Here is a 14,494-nt window from a genome sequence, read left to right on the forward strand (position 1 = left end):
ACGGCCTACCGTGACGTTCATGGACCCACTCGCGCGGACCGCCGTGGGGCTCGCGGCGGTGGGCAGGCCCGCTTACATCAACCTCGGACGCTCGGCGGTCCTGCCGCCCGGCCGCGCGGTGCCGGAGTTGCGAGAGGTGACTTACGCGGTGCTCGACGCGGCCTACGCCGGGGGAGTGCGGCGGGTCGACGTCGCGCGCTCCTACGGCCGCGCGGAGGAGTTCCTCGCGGACTGGCTCGCCGAGCGGGGCCACTCCGACGTGGTCGTGTCGAGCAAGTGGGGCTACGAGTACGTGGGGCGGTGGCGGCGCGACGCGGAGGTCCACGAGGTCAAGGAACACTCGTTGCCGAGGTTTCGTGCCCAGTGGGAGCACACGCGGTCGCTGCTGGCCGGGCGCGTGTCGCTCTACCAGGTGCATTCGCTGACGCCCGACAGCCCGCTGTTCGGCGACGAGGACCTGCTGGCGGCGCTGGCGTCGTTGACCGAGGACGGGGTCCGGGTCGGATTCACGACGTCGGGGCCCGCGCAGGCCGAGACCATCCGCAGGGCACTGGCGCTGCGGATATCGGGCAGGCCGGTGTTCTCGGCGGTGCAGTCGACCTGGAACGTGCTGGAGCGTTCGGCGGGGCCCGCGCTGCGCGAGGCGCACGAGGCCGGTGTGCTGGTGCAGCTCAAGGAGACCCTGGCCAACGGACGGCTCGCCGTGGACCCGCCCACGGAGCTGGCGCGGGTGGCGCGGGAACTCGGGGTGGAGCCCGACGCGGTGGCGGTGGCCGCCTGCCATGCCCAGCCGTGGGCGGACGTGGTGCTGGTCGGGCCCGCCAGCCCCGAGCAGTTCCGATCCAATCTCGCGGCGGTGGGCAGCCCGCTCACCGGACAGCAGCGCGCGGCACTGTCCGCTCTGGCGACCGACCCCGCGGACTACTGGGCGCGGCGCTCCGCGCTCGCCTGGGGGTGAGGCGGCCGGGCGGGGCGAACGAGTTCCTCACTCCGGCCGGGATTTCGCCGGGGGTTTCGCGCCGGGGACCCGTAGGCTTGGGTCATGCGCCGGATCATGGGAACCGAGGTCGAGTACGGGATCGCGGTGCCGGGTGACGCGACGGCGAACCCGGTGCTGACGTCCACTCAGGTGGTGCTGGCCTACGCGGCGGCCGCCGACATACCCCGGGCCCGCCGGGCCCGCTGGGACTACGAGGTCGAGTCGCCGCTGCGCGACGCGCGGGGCTTCGATCTCGCGGGCCCGTCGCAGCCGGGTCAGGACACCGACGTGGAGGACCTCGGGGCGGCGAACGTCATCCTGACCAACGGTGCCCGCCTCTACGTCGACCACGCCCACCCCGAGTACTCCGCGCCCGAGGTGACCAACGCCAGGGACGCGGTGATCTGGGACAAGGCGGGAGAGCGGGTCATGGAGGAGGCCGCGCGGCGAGCGGCGACCGTTCCGGGCCAGCCCCCGCTCCAGCTCTACAAGAACAACGTCGACGGCAAGGGCGCCAGCTACGGCACCCACGAGAACTACCTCATGGCCCGCGCCACGCCGTTCACGGCGGTGATCGCGGGGCTGACGCCGTTCTTCGTGTCCCGGCAGGTGATCACAGGGTCCGGCCGGGTCGGTCTCGGGCCGCAGGGCGAGCAGGCCGGGTTCCAGCTCTCGCAGCGCGCGGACTACGTCGAGGTCGAGGTCGGGCTGGAGACCACGCTCAAGCGGGGAATCATCAACACCCGCGACGAGCCGCACGCCGACGCCGACAAGTACCGCCGCCTGCACGTCATCATCGGCGACGCGAACCTGGCGGAGTACGCCACGTTCCTCAAACTCGGCACGGCCGCGCTGGTCATCGACATGATCGAGCAGGGGGTCCGCTTCGACGACCTCAAGCTGGCCGAGCCGGTGCGCGCGGTCCACCAGATCAGCCACGACCCCACGCTGCGCGCCACCGTCGAGCTGGCGAACGGGCGGCACTACACGGGGCTCGACCTCCAGTTCGCCTACCACGAGATGGCGAGCGGGCACCTGGAACGTCAGGGTGCCGACGAGCAGTCCAAGGAGGTCCTGCGCGTCTGGGGTGAGGTGCTCGACGCGCTGGCCCGCGACCCGCAGGAGTGCGCCGACCGGCTCGACTGGCCGGCCAAGCTGCGGCTGCTGGAGGCGTACCGGGACCGGGACTCGCTGGGGTGGGCGGCGCCGCGCCTGCACCTGGTCGACCTGCAGTACTCGGACGTCCGGCTCGACAAGGGCCTGTACAACCGGCTCGTGACGCGGGGCTCCATGAAGCGCCTGGTCACCGAGGACGAGGCGCGCGCCGCGATGACGACGCCGCCGTCCGACACGCGGGCGTACTTCCGGGGCAGGACGCTGGAGAAGTACGCGAGTTCGATCGCGGCGGCATCCTGGGACTCGGTCATCTTCGACGTCGGCCGCGAGTCGCTGGTGCGCATTCCCACCCTGGAGCCCCTGCGTGGCACGAAGGCGCACGTCGGGCGGCTGCTGGACGAGGCGAACACGGCGGAGGAACTCGTGGAGGCGCTGACGTCGGCGACGTGATCGCGCCGTGAGGTGATCACGGACGCCATCACGCAGCCCCGAAAGTCGGCGACTCTGGGTAGGCTGGAGGCAAGCGCCACACCGGGAGGCGAATATGGCTCAGGAACGCATCGAGAAGCACGGCGGCGGGGATTCCGACGACGACGTCGAGACCGGTGCCCCCGCAGGCCAGGAACAGCGCGAGAAGGTCGGCGAGGACGTGGACACGATCCTCGACGAGATCGACGACGTGCTGGAGGAGAACGCGGAGGACTTCGTGCGGGCGTACGTGCAGAAGGGCGGCCAGTAGGCGAACGTCGGCCGATCTCCTAGGCTTGTCGATCATGTGATCGGTCGATGAGCACCGTGTCCTGTTCATCTCGGCGAGGGGAACCACGAGCACGCATGGAACACACGCCGCGCAATCCGGGCTTCACGCTGCCCGCCGCGTACCTGTCGTCGACGTCGTCGTCGTTCACCGACTTCCTCAGGGCCCAGGCCCCGGAGCTGCTGCCCCGCGCCGGCGCCGTGCCGGGCAGCGGCTCCGGAGCCGGTGTCTCGCCCACCTCACCCGGCGGGTCGGGCTTCGCGCCGCCGCACGGCACCACGATCGTGGCCTCCACCTTCAACGGCGGGGTGCTGATCGCCGGTGACCGCAGGGCGACCGCGGGCAACACGATCGCGAGCCGGGACCTGGAGAAGGTGTACGTCACCGACACCTACTCGGCGGTGGGCATCGCCGGAACCGCGGGGATCGCACTCGAACTGGTGCGGCTCTACACGGTCGAGCTGGCCCACTACGAGAAGATCGAGGGCGTCTCGCTGTCACTCGACGGTAAGACCAACAAACTCGCCAACATGGTCAAGGGCCATCTCGAGGTGGCGATGGCCGGGCTCGCGGTGCTGCCGCTGTTCGTGGGCTACGACATCGACGCCAGCGACCCCAAACGCGCAGGGCGCATCGTCTCGTTCGACGTGACGGGCGGCCGGTACGAGGAGAACGCCGGGTTCCACGCCATCGGCTCGGGCTCGGTGTACGCCAAGTCGTCGCTGAAGAAGCTCTACGACCCCGACGCCGACTCCGAAACCGCGGTGCGTGCCGCCGTGGAGGCGCTCTACGACGCCGCCGACGACGACACCGCCACCGGCGGGCCCGACCTGGTGCGCCACATCTACCCGACGGTGGTCACGGTGACGGCCGAGCACGGGGCGGTGTCGCTGCCGAGTGCCGAGACCGCCGCCATCGCACAGGCCGTGGTGCGGGAGCGGTCGGAACGGCCAGGGCGCCTCGGTTGAGGCTTCCGCCGTCGTTGTTCACCCTGAGTCCTGTAGTCGATCGAGCAGAGCGGAGCCAACGCCAGTGACGATGCCGCTGTACGCCTCACCCGAGCAGTTGATGCGCGAGCGTTCCGAACTCGCGCGCAAGGGCATTGCACGGGGACGGAGCGTCGTCGTGCTCAAGTACCGGGGCGGAGTGCTGTTCGTGGCGGAGAACCCGTCACCGACCCTGCACAAGGTCTCGGAGATCTACGACCGTATCGGCTTCGCCGCCGTGGGCCGGTACAGCGAGTTCGAGAGCCTGCGTCGCGGCGGCATCCGGCACGTGGACCTGCAGGGCTTCATGTACGACCGGCGCGACGTCAACGCCCGCGCGCTGGCCAACGTGTACGCGCAGACCCTGAGCACGATCTTCACCGAGCAGCTCAAACCGTTCGAGGTGGAGATCTGTGTGGCGCAGGTCGGCGGCAACTCCGACGAGGACGAGCTGTACCGCCTGACCTACGACGGCTCGATCGTCATGGACGAGCCCAAGTTCGTCGTCATGGGCGGGCAGACCGACGCGATCAACACGAAGCTCAAGGAGACCTTCGCCGACGGCATGGAGCTGGGTGCCGCGCTCGCGGTGGCGGTGGAGGCGCTGCGGGCGACGACGCCGGGGCAGGGCACGCCGGGCAACGGTGACGCGGAGCCGGGCAAGCTGGAGGTCGCGGTGCTGGACCGCGAACGCCCGGGACGGACCTTCCGCCGCATCACGGGTGCGGCGCTGGACGCCCTGATGCCCGCCACGGGATCGGCGGACTCGGCCGAGGAATCCCCTCAGGCGCAGACGGGTGAGTCCGGGTCCTCCGAAGACGGGGACTGAGCGCGATGGCTCGCGTCGCCGGGCTGTTCCATTATCCGATCAAGGGCTGCGCCGCGGTCGAGGTGAATGAGGGACACCTGGGGCTCGCGGGGCTCGCCGCCGACCGCGCGTTCATGGTGGTCGATGCCGAGGGCGGATTCCTGAGCCAGCGCCGGACCCCGGGGCTGGCCGTGGTGCGGCCCGCGCTCGACGACAGCGGCGACCGGTTGACGCTGGCGGCGCCCGGAGTGGAGTCGCTGGCGCTCGCCGTCGACCCCGCCGGGCCGCGGCGGCCCGTGCGGTTGCACGGCAAGGATTTCAGCGGCGCCGACCAGGGCGACGGCGCGGCCGAGTGGTTCTCCTCGCTGCTGGGCCGGGCGTGCCGGCTGGTTCGCGTGCCGCCCGAGCACGACCGCGTGACCGACGGCGAGACGCCCGGCACGTCCGGCTACGCCGACAGCAGCGCCGTGCTGGTGGTCGCGACCGGCAGCGTGGCGGATCTTAACGCGCGGATCGCCGACGGCGGCGGCGACGCCGTGCCGATGGACAGGTTCCGGCCGAACGTCGTCGTGTCGGGCTGGGACGAACCGTACGCCGAGGACCGGGCGCGGCGGATCGAGGTCGGCCAGGCGGAACTCGGCTTCACCAAGCTCGCGATCCGGTGCGCGGTCACCACCGTCGACCAGCGGACAGGCCGGCGGTCCGGTCCGGAACCGCTGCGGACGCTGGCGGGCTTCCGGCGGCGACCGGGTGGCGTGGCGCTGGGTGCGAAGTTCTCGGTCGTGCGGGCGGGCAAGGTCTCGGTCGGTGACGAGTTCCGGGTGCGGGACTGGGCCACGGCCTGACCCGGGTGGTCAGGGTGCCGGGTTCCGCGGCCGGTACACGGCCAGCGCACTGGGCCGCGATCGGAACCGGAAGCGACGGCCGAGCGGCCCCACCTCGCCGTCGGTGGCGATGCGCCGGTTGCCGTCGAGGATCGTGACCTCCACCTGGGCGAGGTCCCGTTGCGCGTAGACGTGGCTGGTGCCGAGGGTGTTGGTCAGGGCCGCGAGCAGGAACCGGGTGCGGGAGTAGGGCCTGTCGGCGCGCAGGTACCGCACGTCCAGCAGGCCCGTGTCGAGCGCGGGCCGGTGTGAGGGGATGAGTCCCCGTGGTGCGTAGGTGCCGTTGCCGACGAACAGCATCCAGACGCGCATGTGCCTGCCGTTGAGCACGACGTGCAGTGGCCGGGCGTGGCGCAGGGTGCGGACGACCGCGATGGCGGCCGACGGCCACTTGGGGTGGCGCCGCTGGATGGTCTCGCGCAACCGCACCATCTCGGGATAGCCGCCGAGGCTGGCGGTGTTGAGAAACCAGCGGCGTGCCGGGCCCTGCGCACCGGAGGCACCGTCCACCTCGACCTCGCCCAGGTCGATCCCGACGGCACTGCCGGCGCGCAGCGCCCGGTCGGTGTCGGCGAGGTAGCCGATACCCAGGTCGCGGGCGAAGTGGTTGAGCGTGCCGGTGGGGACCAGCGCGAGCGGGAGGCCGGTGTCGGCGGCGACGGAGGCCACGGCGGCGGCGGTGCCGTCCCCGCCCGCGACACCGAGCGCCCGCACGTGCCCGCCGTGCGTGTGCAACGCCGTGGTGAGCTGGCTGCGCAGGTCCGTGCCGGCCGCCGGATACACGATCACGGCGTGCGGCCAGAGGCGCTTCACCTCGTCGGTGGGGTCCTCGGCGCTGCCCGAACTGGGATTGACGACCGTGATCAGGTGCTCGCCGCCGCACAGGGTGGGGGCGTCGGCGGGGTGGGTGGTGTGGGCGCGCGAGTCCGGGTGCAGCGGCCACCAGTGCCGGGTCGCGAGCGCGGCGAACACTCCCAGGACCGTGCCCGCGCCGATGTCGCTCGGCCAGTGGACACCGGTGTGGACACGGGAGTAGGCGACGGCGGCGCCCAGCGGGGCGAGCGCGGCCCCGAGCCGGGGGGACTCCAGTGCGGCGCCGGTGACGAAGGCGGCGGCCGAGGCGGCGTGCCCGGAGGGAAACGACGAGGACGTGGGCCGCGCTTCGAGCCGGCGGGCCGGGGGCACGACCTCCGCGGCGGGCCTGCGGCGCGGCAGCAGTGGCTTGCCGATGAGGTTGGCGGCGACACTCGAGCCCGCGAGCGCGGTCAGCCCCCGCAGGGCGGCGCGCCGGGTGGGGCCCTTGCGGGTCGCGAGCGCGGCGGCGATGGCCCACCAGAGGCGGCCCTTGTCGGCGGCGCGGGTGAGGCGGGCCAGCGCGGTGTCGGCGGGGGAGTGGGGCAGGGTGGCGCTGTACCGCATGGCGGCGCGGTCGGCGGCGCTGACGTGGCGCAGGCGCCGGGCCAGGTGGACGAGCACGGGGTCGATGATTAGGCCACCTCGGTCCGGAATCCGTTTCGTTCACCGTACCGTGGCGAAAAGCGCCTACCCTTGAAGGATGCAGCGGCGGATCTTTGGGATCGAAACCGAGTTCGGGGTCACCTGCACCTTCCACGGTCAGCGCAGATTGTCCCCCGACGAAGTGGCGCGCTACCTGTTCCGGCGGGTGGTGTCGTGGGGCCGGTCGTCGAACGTCTTCCTGTCCAACGGCTCCCGCCTGTACCTCGACGTCGGGTCGCATCCGGAGTACGCGACCGCCGAGTGTGACGACCTCACGCAGCTGGTGACCCACGACAAGGCGGGCGAGCGCATCCTGGAGGACCTGCTGGTCGACGCGGAGCGCAGGCTCGCCGACGAGGGCATCGGCGGCGACATCTTCCTGTTCAAGAACAACACCGACTCGGCGGGCAACTCCTACGGCTGCCACGAGAACTACCTGGTCACTCGGGCGGGTGAGTTCTCCCGGGTCGCGGACGTGCTGTTGCCGTTCCTCGTGACGCGGCAGCTGATCTGCGGGGCGGGAAAGGTGCTGCAGACTCCCCGGGGAGCCGTGTACTGCCTGTCGCAGCGCGCGGAGCACATCTGGGAGGGCGTGTCGAGCGCGACGACGCGCTCGCGGCCGATCATCAACACGCGCGACGAGCCACACGCCGACGCCGAGCGCTACCGCAGGCTGCACGTGATCGTCGGCGACTCGAACATGGCGGAGCCGACGACGCTGCTGAAGGTCGGTTCCGTGAACCTCGTGCTGGAGATGATCGAGGAGGGCGTGCAGTTCCGCGACTTCACGCTCGACAACCCGATCAGGGCGATCCGGGAGATCAGCCACGATCTGACCGGTCGCAGGCAGGTTCGCCTCGCCGGGGGCAGGGAGGCCTCGGCGCTGGAGATCCAGCGGGAGTACTACGCGCGGGCGGTGCAGCACGTCGCCTCGGGGGCGGCCTCGCCCTCGGCGGAGGCCGTTGTCGACCTGTGGGGCCGGGCGCTGGACGCGGTGGAGCAGCAGGACTTCTCGGACATCGACACCGAGATCGACTGGGCGATCAAGCACCGGCTGGTGGAGCGGTACCGCAGCAAGCACGACCTCACGCTGTCCGACCCGAGGGTGGCGCAGCTGGACCTCGCCTACCACGACATCCGCCGGGGGCGGGGAGTGTTCGACCTGCTGCAGCGCAAGGGGCTCGTACAGCGGGTCACCGACGACGGCGAGGTCGAGCTGGCCAAGGACACCCCGCCGCAGACCACGAGGGCGAAGCTGCGGGGTGACTTCATCGCGGCGGCGCAGCAGGCGGGGCGCGACTTCACCGTCGACTGGGTGCATCTGAAGCTGAACGACCAGGCGCAGCGCACGGTGCTGTGCAAGGACCCGTTCCGGTCCGTGGACGAGCGGGTGGAGCGGTTGATCAGTTCGTTGTGACCGCCCGGCGCGGCCGGGGCCCGGACGGCCCCTGGCCTGCGCGGGCCGGGTGTGGTGGGCGATATGGTTACGAGGGTGTCCACCGCTCGCGCCGAGCGCCTCGTCAATCTGGTGCTCGCTCTTCTGTCGACCCGGCAGTACCTGGCCGCCGACCGGGTCAGGACCATCGTGCCCGGCTACGTCGACGCGACCAGCGACGAGGCGTTCGCCCGCATGTTCGAGCGGGACAAGGCGGAGTTGCGTGAACTCGGTATCCCGCTGGAGACCGGCCGCAACTCGGTGTTCGACCCGGTCGAGGGCTACCGCATCGCGCGCCGCGACTACGAGCTGGGTGCGATCGAGCTGGCGCCGGACGAGGCGGCGGCGGTCGCGCTGGCGGTGCGGCTGTGGGACTCGCCGGAGCTGACGGGGCAGGCGCAGAAGGCGCTGGTGAAGTTGCGCGCCGCGGGTGTCGACGTGGACGAGAGCGCGACGACCCCGGTCGAGCCGCGAGTGCACGCGGAACCGTCGTTCGCGCCGCTGCTCGCGGCGGTGCAGCTGGGCCGGGTGGTGCGCTTCGACTACCGCCGCTCGCACTCGCCGGAGCGGCGCGCCCGCACGGTGGAACCGTGGGGTGTGGTCTCGTGGCGGGCGCGGTGGTACCTGGTCGGCCACGACCGGGATCGCGGCGCCCCGCGCTGCTTCCGGCTGTCCCGCATCACCGGTCCCGTCCGGCCCGTGGGCCCTTCGGGCGCGGTGACGCGGCCACCCGACGTGAACCTGATCGAGTTCGTGGCGGGAGCCGGTGGCGCGGGCCGGGATCCCGTACCGGCGATGCGGGCCCGGCTGTGGCTCGCGGAGGGGCGCGCGGCGGGTATCCGCAGGCAGGCCACCGTGGTGGGCCGCCGGACGGTCGCCGACGTCGACGGTGACGTGGTCGAGCTGGACCTGTGGGTTCCGGAGAGTGCGGCGGACTGGATCGCCGCGCACGGCCCCGACGCACTGGTGCTGGAACCGGACGTGCTGGCCAAGGCGGTCGCCGACCGGTGGGAACGCGTGGCGCAGGAGGTGTCGCTGTGAGCGGGTCGGGAGACCGGTTGCCCCGGCTGCTGGCGCTGGTGCCGTACCTGCTGGCGCGCCCCGGTATCCGGATCGACGAGGCGGCGCGCGACTTCGACGTCACGCCGAGGCAGCTGCGCAAGGACCTCGAACTGCTGTGGATGTGCGGGCTGCCCGGATACGGGCCCGGTGACCTCATCGATCTGTCGTTCGACGGCGACACGGTGTCGGTGACCTTCGACGCCGGGATGCGCAGACCGCTGCGGCTCACCGGTGCGGAGGCCAGCGCTCTCGTGATCGCGCTGCGGGCGCTGGCGGAGACCCCCGGGGTGGTGGACGCCGACGCGGTACACCGGGCGATCGGCAAGATCGAGTCGGCGTCCGGCGACGCCCGGCCGTCCGGTGTGGTGGTCCACCACGGGATGCGGGAGGCCGCGGGCACCGCCAGGACCCGGGAGCGGGTGCGGGAGGCGATCCAGGCTCGCAGGGCGCTGCGGCTGCGCTACTACGCGGCCTCCAAGGACACCGTGACCGAGCGCACCGTGGACCCGATGCGGCTGCCGATCGTGCAGGGCATCGGCTACCTGGAGGCGTGGTGCCGCAAGGCCGAATCCGTGCGGCTGTTCCGCCTGGACCGGATCGACGAGCTCACCGTGCTCGACGAGCCCGCCGCGCCGCCGGAGGCCGCGACGCCCAAGGACCTCTCCCAGGGAGTGTTCCCCCGAGCGGCCGAGTTTCCCGAGGCCGTGCTGGTGCTGGACCCCGACGCCCGCTGGGTCGCCGAGTACTACCCGTGTGAGGAACTGGCCGAACTGCCGGGCGGCAGGCTGCGGGTCAGGCTGCGCTACGGCGACGAGTCGTGGCTGGTCAGGCTGGTGTTGCGCTTGCGGGGCGAGGCCGAGGTGGAGTACCCGCCGCACGTGGCCGACACGGTCCGCCAGCGCGCGGCCGAGGCGCTGGCACGATCTCGTCACCTCGCCGCAACCTCGGCTGGTTAGGGTGGGCGAGTGTTCTCCGTGGTGAGCATCGCACTGGTCGTGCTCGCGATCGCCGGTTTCGGACTCGTCCTGTTTCGCGTGCTGAAGCTCTTGCGCACCTACCGCTCGACAGCGAGCATGGTGACGGCTCGCACCGGCGACCGGGTCGGGTTGCTGCGGGCTCGGTTCGCGGCGCTTCGGGTCGCGATCGCCGGACGTCGCCGTCACCGACGCGACGGCCACGCAGCACAGTACGATCGACCGTGAACGAGTAAGGAGGCCAGGCGATGAACGCGTTGCAGCCGTGGCATTTGATCATTCTGGTTCTTGTCGTGGTCCTGCTGTTCGGTGCCAAGCGCCTGCCCGACGCGGCGAGGTCGGTCGGCAAGTCGATGAAGATCTTCAAGGCCGAGACCAAGGACATGCGCAAGTCCGGCCAGGACGGCGACGCCGAGGCGGGCACCCCGCAGGCCGCCGAGGCGGACACCCGGCAGCTGCCGCAGTCCACCCCGCAGGCCGCCGAACCGGTCACCCCGACCGCGCAGAGCGTGCCGACGGCGTCCGCGCCGCAGACGGGCACCGCCGCCAACACCGACGAGCAGGTGCAGCAGCTCCAGCGACAGCTTGACGACCTGAAGCGGCAGCAGTCCGCGCAGGAGACCCAGCGCAACGCTGGCTGAGCCGTGCCGGGTGGTGCCGGGCCGGGCCGGTCCGGCACCGACCTCGGCTGATCAAAGCCTGATTCGTCAACACGGGATGGAAACGGACACGGTTCGTGGCGGACTCCTCGAACGGCCGCTCGAGTAAGCGGCGCACGCGCAGTCGTCGGCGCAATCCCGACGGCACGATGACGCTCATCGAGCACGTCTACGAGTTCCGCCGTCGCCTGGCGTACGCGCTGCTCGCCCTGGTCGCGGGCGGTGTGGTCGGCTTTCTGTGGTTCAGCAACCAGGTCGGGCCCATCCCGTCGCTCGGTGACATCGTCAAAGGCCCGTACTGCTCCATCCCGTCCGAACACCGGTTCCCCAGGGACGGGGAGTGCCGGTTGTTGCAGACCGTGCCGTTCGAAGCCTTCATGATCCAGCTCAAGGTGGGGCTGACGGCGGGTGCGGTGCTGTTCGCCCCGGCGTGGATCTACCAGATGTGGGCGTTCATCGCACCGGGGTTGTACTCCAAGGAACGCCGCTACGCGCTGACGTTCGTGGGCTTCGCGAGCGTACTGTTCGCTCTCGGTGCCGTCCTGGCCTTCGCGCTGGTGCCCTACGCCCTGGAAATCCTGGTCAACTTCGGTGGCGGCGCCTTCGACACCTGGTTCACCGGTGACAAGTACGTCTCGTTCGTGTTGTCGCTGCTGCTGATCTTCGGGGTGAGTTTCGAGGTTCCGCTGCTGGTCATCATGCTCAACCGGGTCGGCGTGGTCTCCTACGCGCAGCTGAGCAAGTGGCGGCGGGGGCTCATCCTGGCCTCGTTCGTCTTCGCGGCGTTCGTGACTCCGGCCGACCCGTTCTCGATGATCGCGCTGGCGGGCGCCCTGACGGTCCTGCTGGAGCTGGCACTGCAGGTCACCCGGCTGCACGACCGCAAGAAGGTCAAGCAGCGCGGGGAGGAGAGCTGGGCGTCGCTGTCCGACGACGAGGCAGCCCCGTTCGAGTACACCCCGAGCACGGCCGATGACGACCCGGGCGAGAAGCCCGGCCGCCGGTCGAACACCGACGACGTGACCTGACGCATGGGGCGGCGAGTGGCGCTGGCCGTGCATCCGGGTTCGGGGCACGGCACGGCCGCACGGATCGCGGGCACGGTCGCCGAGCGGCTGCGCGCCGAGGTCGACCACCTTGAGCTGATCTCCGCGGCCACGCCCCAGGCGCTGCGGGATTCGGTGACGGCGTGCCGGTCGGCCGGGCTGGACGCGCTCGTGGTGGTGGGCGGCGACGGCGCCGCCCACCAGGCCGTGCAGTGCTGCGCAGGCACCGAGGTCGCGCTCGGGCTCGTGCCGTCGGGCACCGGAAACGACTTCGCCCGCGCTCTGGGCGTGCCCGGCAGGCCCGGCGAGGCCGTGACGGCGTTGCTGTCGGCCCTGCGTGGCGGCAGCGACCGCACCGTGGACCTGGGTCGGGTGGACGGTGACGATCCCGGGTCGTCGCGGTGGTTCGGCACGGTGCTGTGTACCGGCTTCGACGCGGCCGTCAACGCGCGGGCTAACCGCCTGCCGTGGCCGTCGGGCCCGCGCCGCTACGACGCCGCCCTGCTGCGGGAACTCCTGTCGCTGCGGCCGAGACCGGTCGTGGTGGACACCGACGCCGGGTCCGTGCGGGTGTCGGCCACGCTGGTCGCGGTGGGCAACACACCGTTCTACGGCGGCGGCGTGCCGATCTGCCCGTCCGCGCGTCCCGACGACGGCGTGTTCGATGTGACCGTGGTGGGCCGCGTGAGCAGGACCCGCCTGGCGCGGATCCTGCCGCGCCTGCGCACGGGGCAGCATGTGCGCCACCCCGCGGTCCATACGCTGCGCGCGACCCGCGTCCGCATCGAGGGAGCGGCGGGCACTGAGGGCACCGCGGAGTGGCCGGTCTTCGCCGACGGTGACCCGCTCGGCGCGCTGCCGGTGAACGCGACCTGCGTTCCGGCGGCGCTGCGCGTGCTGGCGTGTCCGCAGCTCCCGTAGCCGTGTCCGCAGCCTGCGTAGCCGTGTCCGCAGTTCCTGTAGCCGTGTCCGCAGTTCACGGGGTCCAGCCCGCGTGAAACCATCTGGTTGACAAGTGAGCCCGTAGCCGCCTAACGTTTTATCAACCAGATGGTTGATCGAAGGGAGTGGCGAGAGCCGTGACCGACGACCGGTTGTCCCGCATGTTCGCCGCGCTGGCCGACCCGACCCGCCGCGACATCGTGTCCCGGCTCGCCGCCGGGGACGCCACGGTGGGTGAGCTGGCCGAGCCCTACGACGTGTCGACGCAGGCGGTGTCCAAGCACCTGCGGGTGCTGGAACAGGCCGGGTTGATCAGCCGTGGCAGGCAAGCCCAGACCCGGCCGTGCCATCTGGAGGCAGACGTCCTCGACCTGGCGACCAAGTGGATCGAGCGCTACCGGCTCGCCGCCGAGGAGCGCTACCGCCGCCTCGACGCGGTGCTGGCCGAACTCGACTCCACCGCCGACTCGCAGGACACCGACAGTCCACCCGCCCAGGAGGCATCATGACCACCCAGACCCACGACACCGTGATCGAGGCCGTGCCCGATCTGCCGTCCGTGCGGATCGTGCGGGACTTCGACGCGCCGCCCGAGCGCGTGTTCCGCGCCTGGACCGACCCAGACCTCGTGCGGCGCTGGCTCGGGCCCGACGACATCGAGATGCGCATCGAGACGTGGGACGCCCGTACCGGCGGTGCCTACCGCTATTCCGCGTGGCGGAACGGGGAGCGGCTCACGGAGTTCTACGGCTCGTTCCACGAGGTGCGCGCGCCGCAGCGGATCGTGCAGACGTTCACCTTCGTCGACCTGCCCGACGCGGTCAGCCTGGAGACCGCCACCTTCGACGACCTCGGCGGCGCTCGTACGCGGGTGACGTCGTTGTCGCTGGTGGACACCCTCGAAGCGCGCGACGCCATGCTGGCCAGCGGTATGGAGACCGGAATCGTCCAGGGCTACGCGAAGCTCGACGCGCTACTGGCCTGACTGCGCCGCCAGGCGTTCGCGCCGGTACTTCGGCAGCCCGGCGACCACCAGGTCGTAGGACTCGGCGATCAGGTCGGCCACCAGGCCGTCCGGCACGGAGTCGTCGAGCAGGATCGTGTTCCAGTGCCGCTTGTTCAGGTGGTAGCCCGGCGTGATCGCCGGATAGGTGTCGCGCAGGTACAGCGACAGTTCCGGATCACCCTTCACGCTCACGGTGAGCGGGTCGGCGTTCAGGTCCGACAGCGCGAACATCTTGTCCTCGACGAAGAACACGCTCAGCCTGGGAAGGAACGGAAAGCGCTCCCGGGCACCGGGCATCGACACGCACACCGAGCGCAGCCGTCGCGGGGTCCACACTGCCATG

Annotated in this window: 17 protein-coding genes; 15 read left to right on the forward strand and 2 right to left on the reverse strand. The window is 71.4% G+C overall.

What is annotated here, in order from left to right:
• Positions 1-19: 19 nt before the first annotated feature.
• The 6 genes from FFT09_RS00530 (at position 20) to FFT09_RS00555 (ending at position 5,491) form a co-directional block, all read left to right on the forward strand.
• Positions 20-958: an aldo/keto reductase gene (locus tag FFT09_RS00530; protein WP_138381471.1), complete on the forward strand. Its 939-nt coding sequence runs from the start codon at positions 20-22 to the stop codon at positions 956-958.
• Positions 959-1,042: 84 nt separating this feature from the next.
• Positions 1,043-2,545, forward strand: coding sequence for a depupylase/deamidase Dop (gene dop, locus FFT09_RS00535; RefSeq protein WP_138381472.1), 1,503 nt, complete (start codon positions 1,043-1,045; stop codon positions 2,543-2,545).
• Between the two features lie 94 nt (positions 2,546-2,639).
• A complete protein-coding gene (locus tag FFT09_RS00540; protein ID WP_024873739.1) occupies positions 2,640-2,834 on the forward strand; it encodes a ubiquitin-like protein Pup in 195 nt (64 codons plus the stop codon).
• A gap of 95 nt (positions 2,835-2,929) precedes the next feature.
• Complete coding sequence (prcB, locus tag FFT09_RS00545; RefSeq protein ID WP_138381473.1) at positions 2,930-3,820, forward strand: proteasome subunit beta; 891 nt, start codon at positions 2,930-2,932, stop codon at positions 3,818-3,820.
• A 64-nt stretch (positions 3,821-3,884) separates the two neighbouring features.
• On the forward strand, positions 3,885-4,667 hold the full coding sequence (prcA, locus tag FFT09_RS00550) for a proteasome subunit alpha (protein WP_138381474.1): 783 nt from the start codon (positions 3,885-3,887) through the stop codon (positions 4,665-4,667).
• Positions 4,668-4,672: 5 nt separating this feature from the next.
• Complete coding sequence (locus FFT09_RS00555; protein WP_024873742.1) at positions 4,673-5,491, forward strand: MOSC domain-containing protein; 819 nt, start codon at positions 4,673-4,675, stop codon at positions 5,489-5,491.
• Positions 5,492-5,500: 9 nt separating this feature from the next.
• Here FFT09_RS00555 and FFT09_RS00560 read toward each other — a convergent pair whose 3' ends face one another.
• On the reverse strand, positions 5,501-6,949 hold the full coding sequence (locus FFT09_RS00560; RefSeq protein WP_138381986.1) for a bifunctional phosphatase PAP2/diacylglycerol kinase family protein: 1,449 nt from the start codon (positions 6,947-6,949) through the stop codon (positions 5,501-5,503).
• A 136-nt stretch (positions 6,950-7,085) separates the two neighbouring features.
• On the opposite strand from FFT09_RS00560, the gene pafA reads away from it, so the two are divergent.
• From pafA to FFT09_RS00605, 9 genes are all read left to right on the forward strand, one after another.
• Entirely contained in the window at positions 7,086-8,444 is a 1,359-nt protein-coding gene (gene pafA, locus FFT09_RS00565; protein WP_024873744.1) for a Pup--protein ligase, read from the forward strand.
• A 75-nt stretch (positions 8,445-8,519) separates the two neighbouring features.
• Complete coding sequence (locus tag FFT09_RS00570; protein WP_081190275.1) at positions 8,520-9,503, forward strand: helix-turn-helix transcriptional regulator; 984 nt, start codon at positions 8,520-8,522, stop codon at positions 9,501-9,503.
• Positions 9,500-10,480, forward strand: a complete 981-nt coding sequence (locus tag FFT09_RS00575) for a helix-turn-helix transcriptional regulator (protein ID WP_024873746.1) — start codon at positions 9,500-9,502, stop codon at positions 10,478-10,480. The genes FFT09_RS00570 and FFT09_RS00575 overlap by 4 nt, the downstream gene beginning before the upstream one ends.
• Before the next feature lie 9 nt (positions 10,481-10,489).
• Positions 10,490-10,726, forward strand: a complete 237-nt coding sequence (locus tag FFT09_RS00580) for a bacteriophage holin (protein ID WP_138381475.1) — start codon at positions 10,490-10,492, stop codon at positions 10,724-10,726.
• Between the two features lie 20 nt (positions 10,727-10,746).
• On the forward strand, positions 10,747-11,139 hold the full coding sequence (gene tatA / locus FFT09_RS00585) for a Sec-independent protein translocase subunit TatA (protein WP_138381476.1): 393 nt from the start codon (positions 10,747-10,749) through the stop codon (positions 11,137-11,139).
• Between the two features lie 95 nt (positions 11,140-11,234).
• Positions 11,235-12,185, forward strand: a complete 951-nt coding sequence (tatC, locus tag FFT09_RS00590; protein WP_081190273.1) for a twin-arginine translocase subunit TatC — start codon at positions 11,235-11,237, stop codon at positions 12,183-12,185.
• Between the two features lie 3 nt (positions 12,186-12,188).
• Positions 12,189-13,124, forward strand: coding sequence for a diacylglycerol/lipid kinase family protein (locus FFT09_RS00595; protein ID WP_081190272.1), 936 nt, complete (start codon positions 12,189-12,191; stop codon positions 13,122-13,124).
• Between the two features lie 158 nt (positions 13,125-13,282).
• On the forward strand, positions 13,283-13,654 hold the full coding sequence (locus tag FFT09_RS00600; RefSeq protein ID WP_081190271.1) for an ArsR/SmtB family transcription factor: 372 nt from the start codon (positions 13,283-13,285) through the stop codon (positions 13,652-13,654).
• Positions 13,651-14,130: an SRPBCC family protein gene (locus tag FFT09_RS00605; protein WP_081190270.1), complete on the forward strand. Its 480-nt coding sequence runs from the start codon at positions 13,651-13,653 to the stop codon at positions 14,128-14,130. Before FFT09_RS00600 ends, FFT09_RS00605 begins: the two co-directional genes overlap by 4 nt.
• On the opposite strand, the gene FFT09_RS00610 is transcribed toward FFT09_RS00605, so the two are convergent.
• Positions 14,119-14,493, reverse strand: coding sequence for an MmcQ/YjbR family DNA-binding protein (locus FFT09_RS00610; protein WP_138381477.1), 375 nt, complete (start codon positions 14,491-14,493; stop codon positions 14,119-14,121). The two genes, FFT09_RS00605 and FFT09_RS00610, sit on opposite strands and share 12 nt — an antisense overlap.
• Between the last annotated feature and the right edge of the window lies 1 nt (position 14,494).

The organism is Saccharomonospora piscinae, assembly GCF_005862235.1.
Classification (GTDB): domain Bacteria; phylum Actinomycetota; class Actinomycetes; order Mycobacteriales; family Pseudonocardiaceae; genus Saccharomonospora; species Saccharomonospora piscinae.

Bases quoted from the DNA above. Each gene is read 5' to 3' on its own strand.
- FFT09_RS00530 (WP_138381471.1), top strand. From the start codon at position 20: ATGGACCCACTCGCGCGGACCGCCGTGGGGCTCGCGGCGGTGGGCAGG.
- dop (WP_138381472.1), top strand. From the start codon at position 1,043: ATGCGCCGGATCATGGGAACCGAGGTCGAGTACGGGATCGCGGTGCCG.
- FFT09_RS00540 (WP_024873739.1), top strand. From the start codon at position 2,640: ATGGCTCAGGAACGCATCGAGAAGCACGGCGGCGGGGATTCCGACGAC.
- prcB (WP_138381473.1), top strand. From the start codon at position 2,930: ATGGAACACACGCCGCGCAATCCGGGCTTCACGCTGCCCGCCGCGTAC.
- FFT09_RS00555 (WP_024873742.1), top strand. From the start codon at position 4,673: ATGGCTCGCGTCGCCGGGCTGTTCCATTATCCGATCAAGGGCTGCGCC.
- FFT09_RS00560 (WP_138381986.1), bottom strand. From the start codon at position 6,949: ATGCGGTACAGCGCCACCCTGCCCCACTCCCCCGCCGACACCGCGCTG.
- pafA (WP_024873744.1), top strand. From the start codon at position 7,086: ATGCAGCGGCGGATCTTTGGGATCGAAACCGAGTTCGGGGTCACCTGC.
- tatA (WP_138381476.1), top strand. From the start codon at position 10,747: ATGAACGCGTTGCAGCCGTGGCATTTGATCATTCTGGTTCTTGTCGTG.
- FFT09_RS00595 (WP_081190272.1), top strand. From the start codon at position 12,189: ATGGGGCGGCGAGTGGCGCTGGCCGTGCATCCGGGTTCGGGGCACGGC.
- FFT09_RS00605 (WP_081190270.1), top strand. From the start codon at position 13,651: ATGACCACCCAGACCCACGACACCGTGATCGAGGCCGTGCCCGATCTG.
- FFT09_RS00610 (WP_138381477.1), bottom strand. From the start codon at position 14,493: ATGGCAGTGTGGACCCCGCGACGGCTGCGCTCGGTGTGCGTGTCGATG.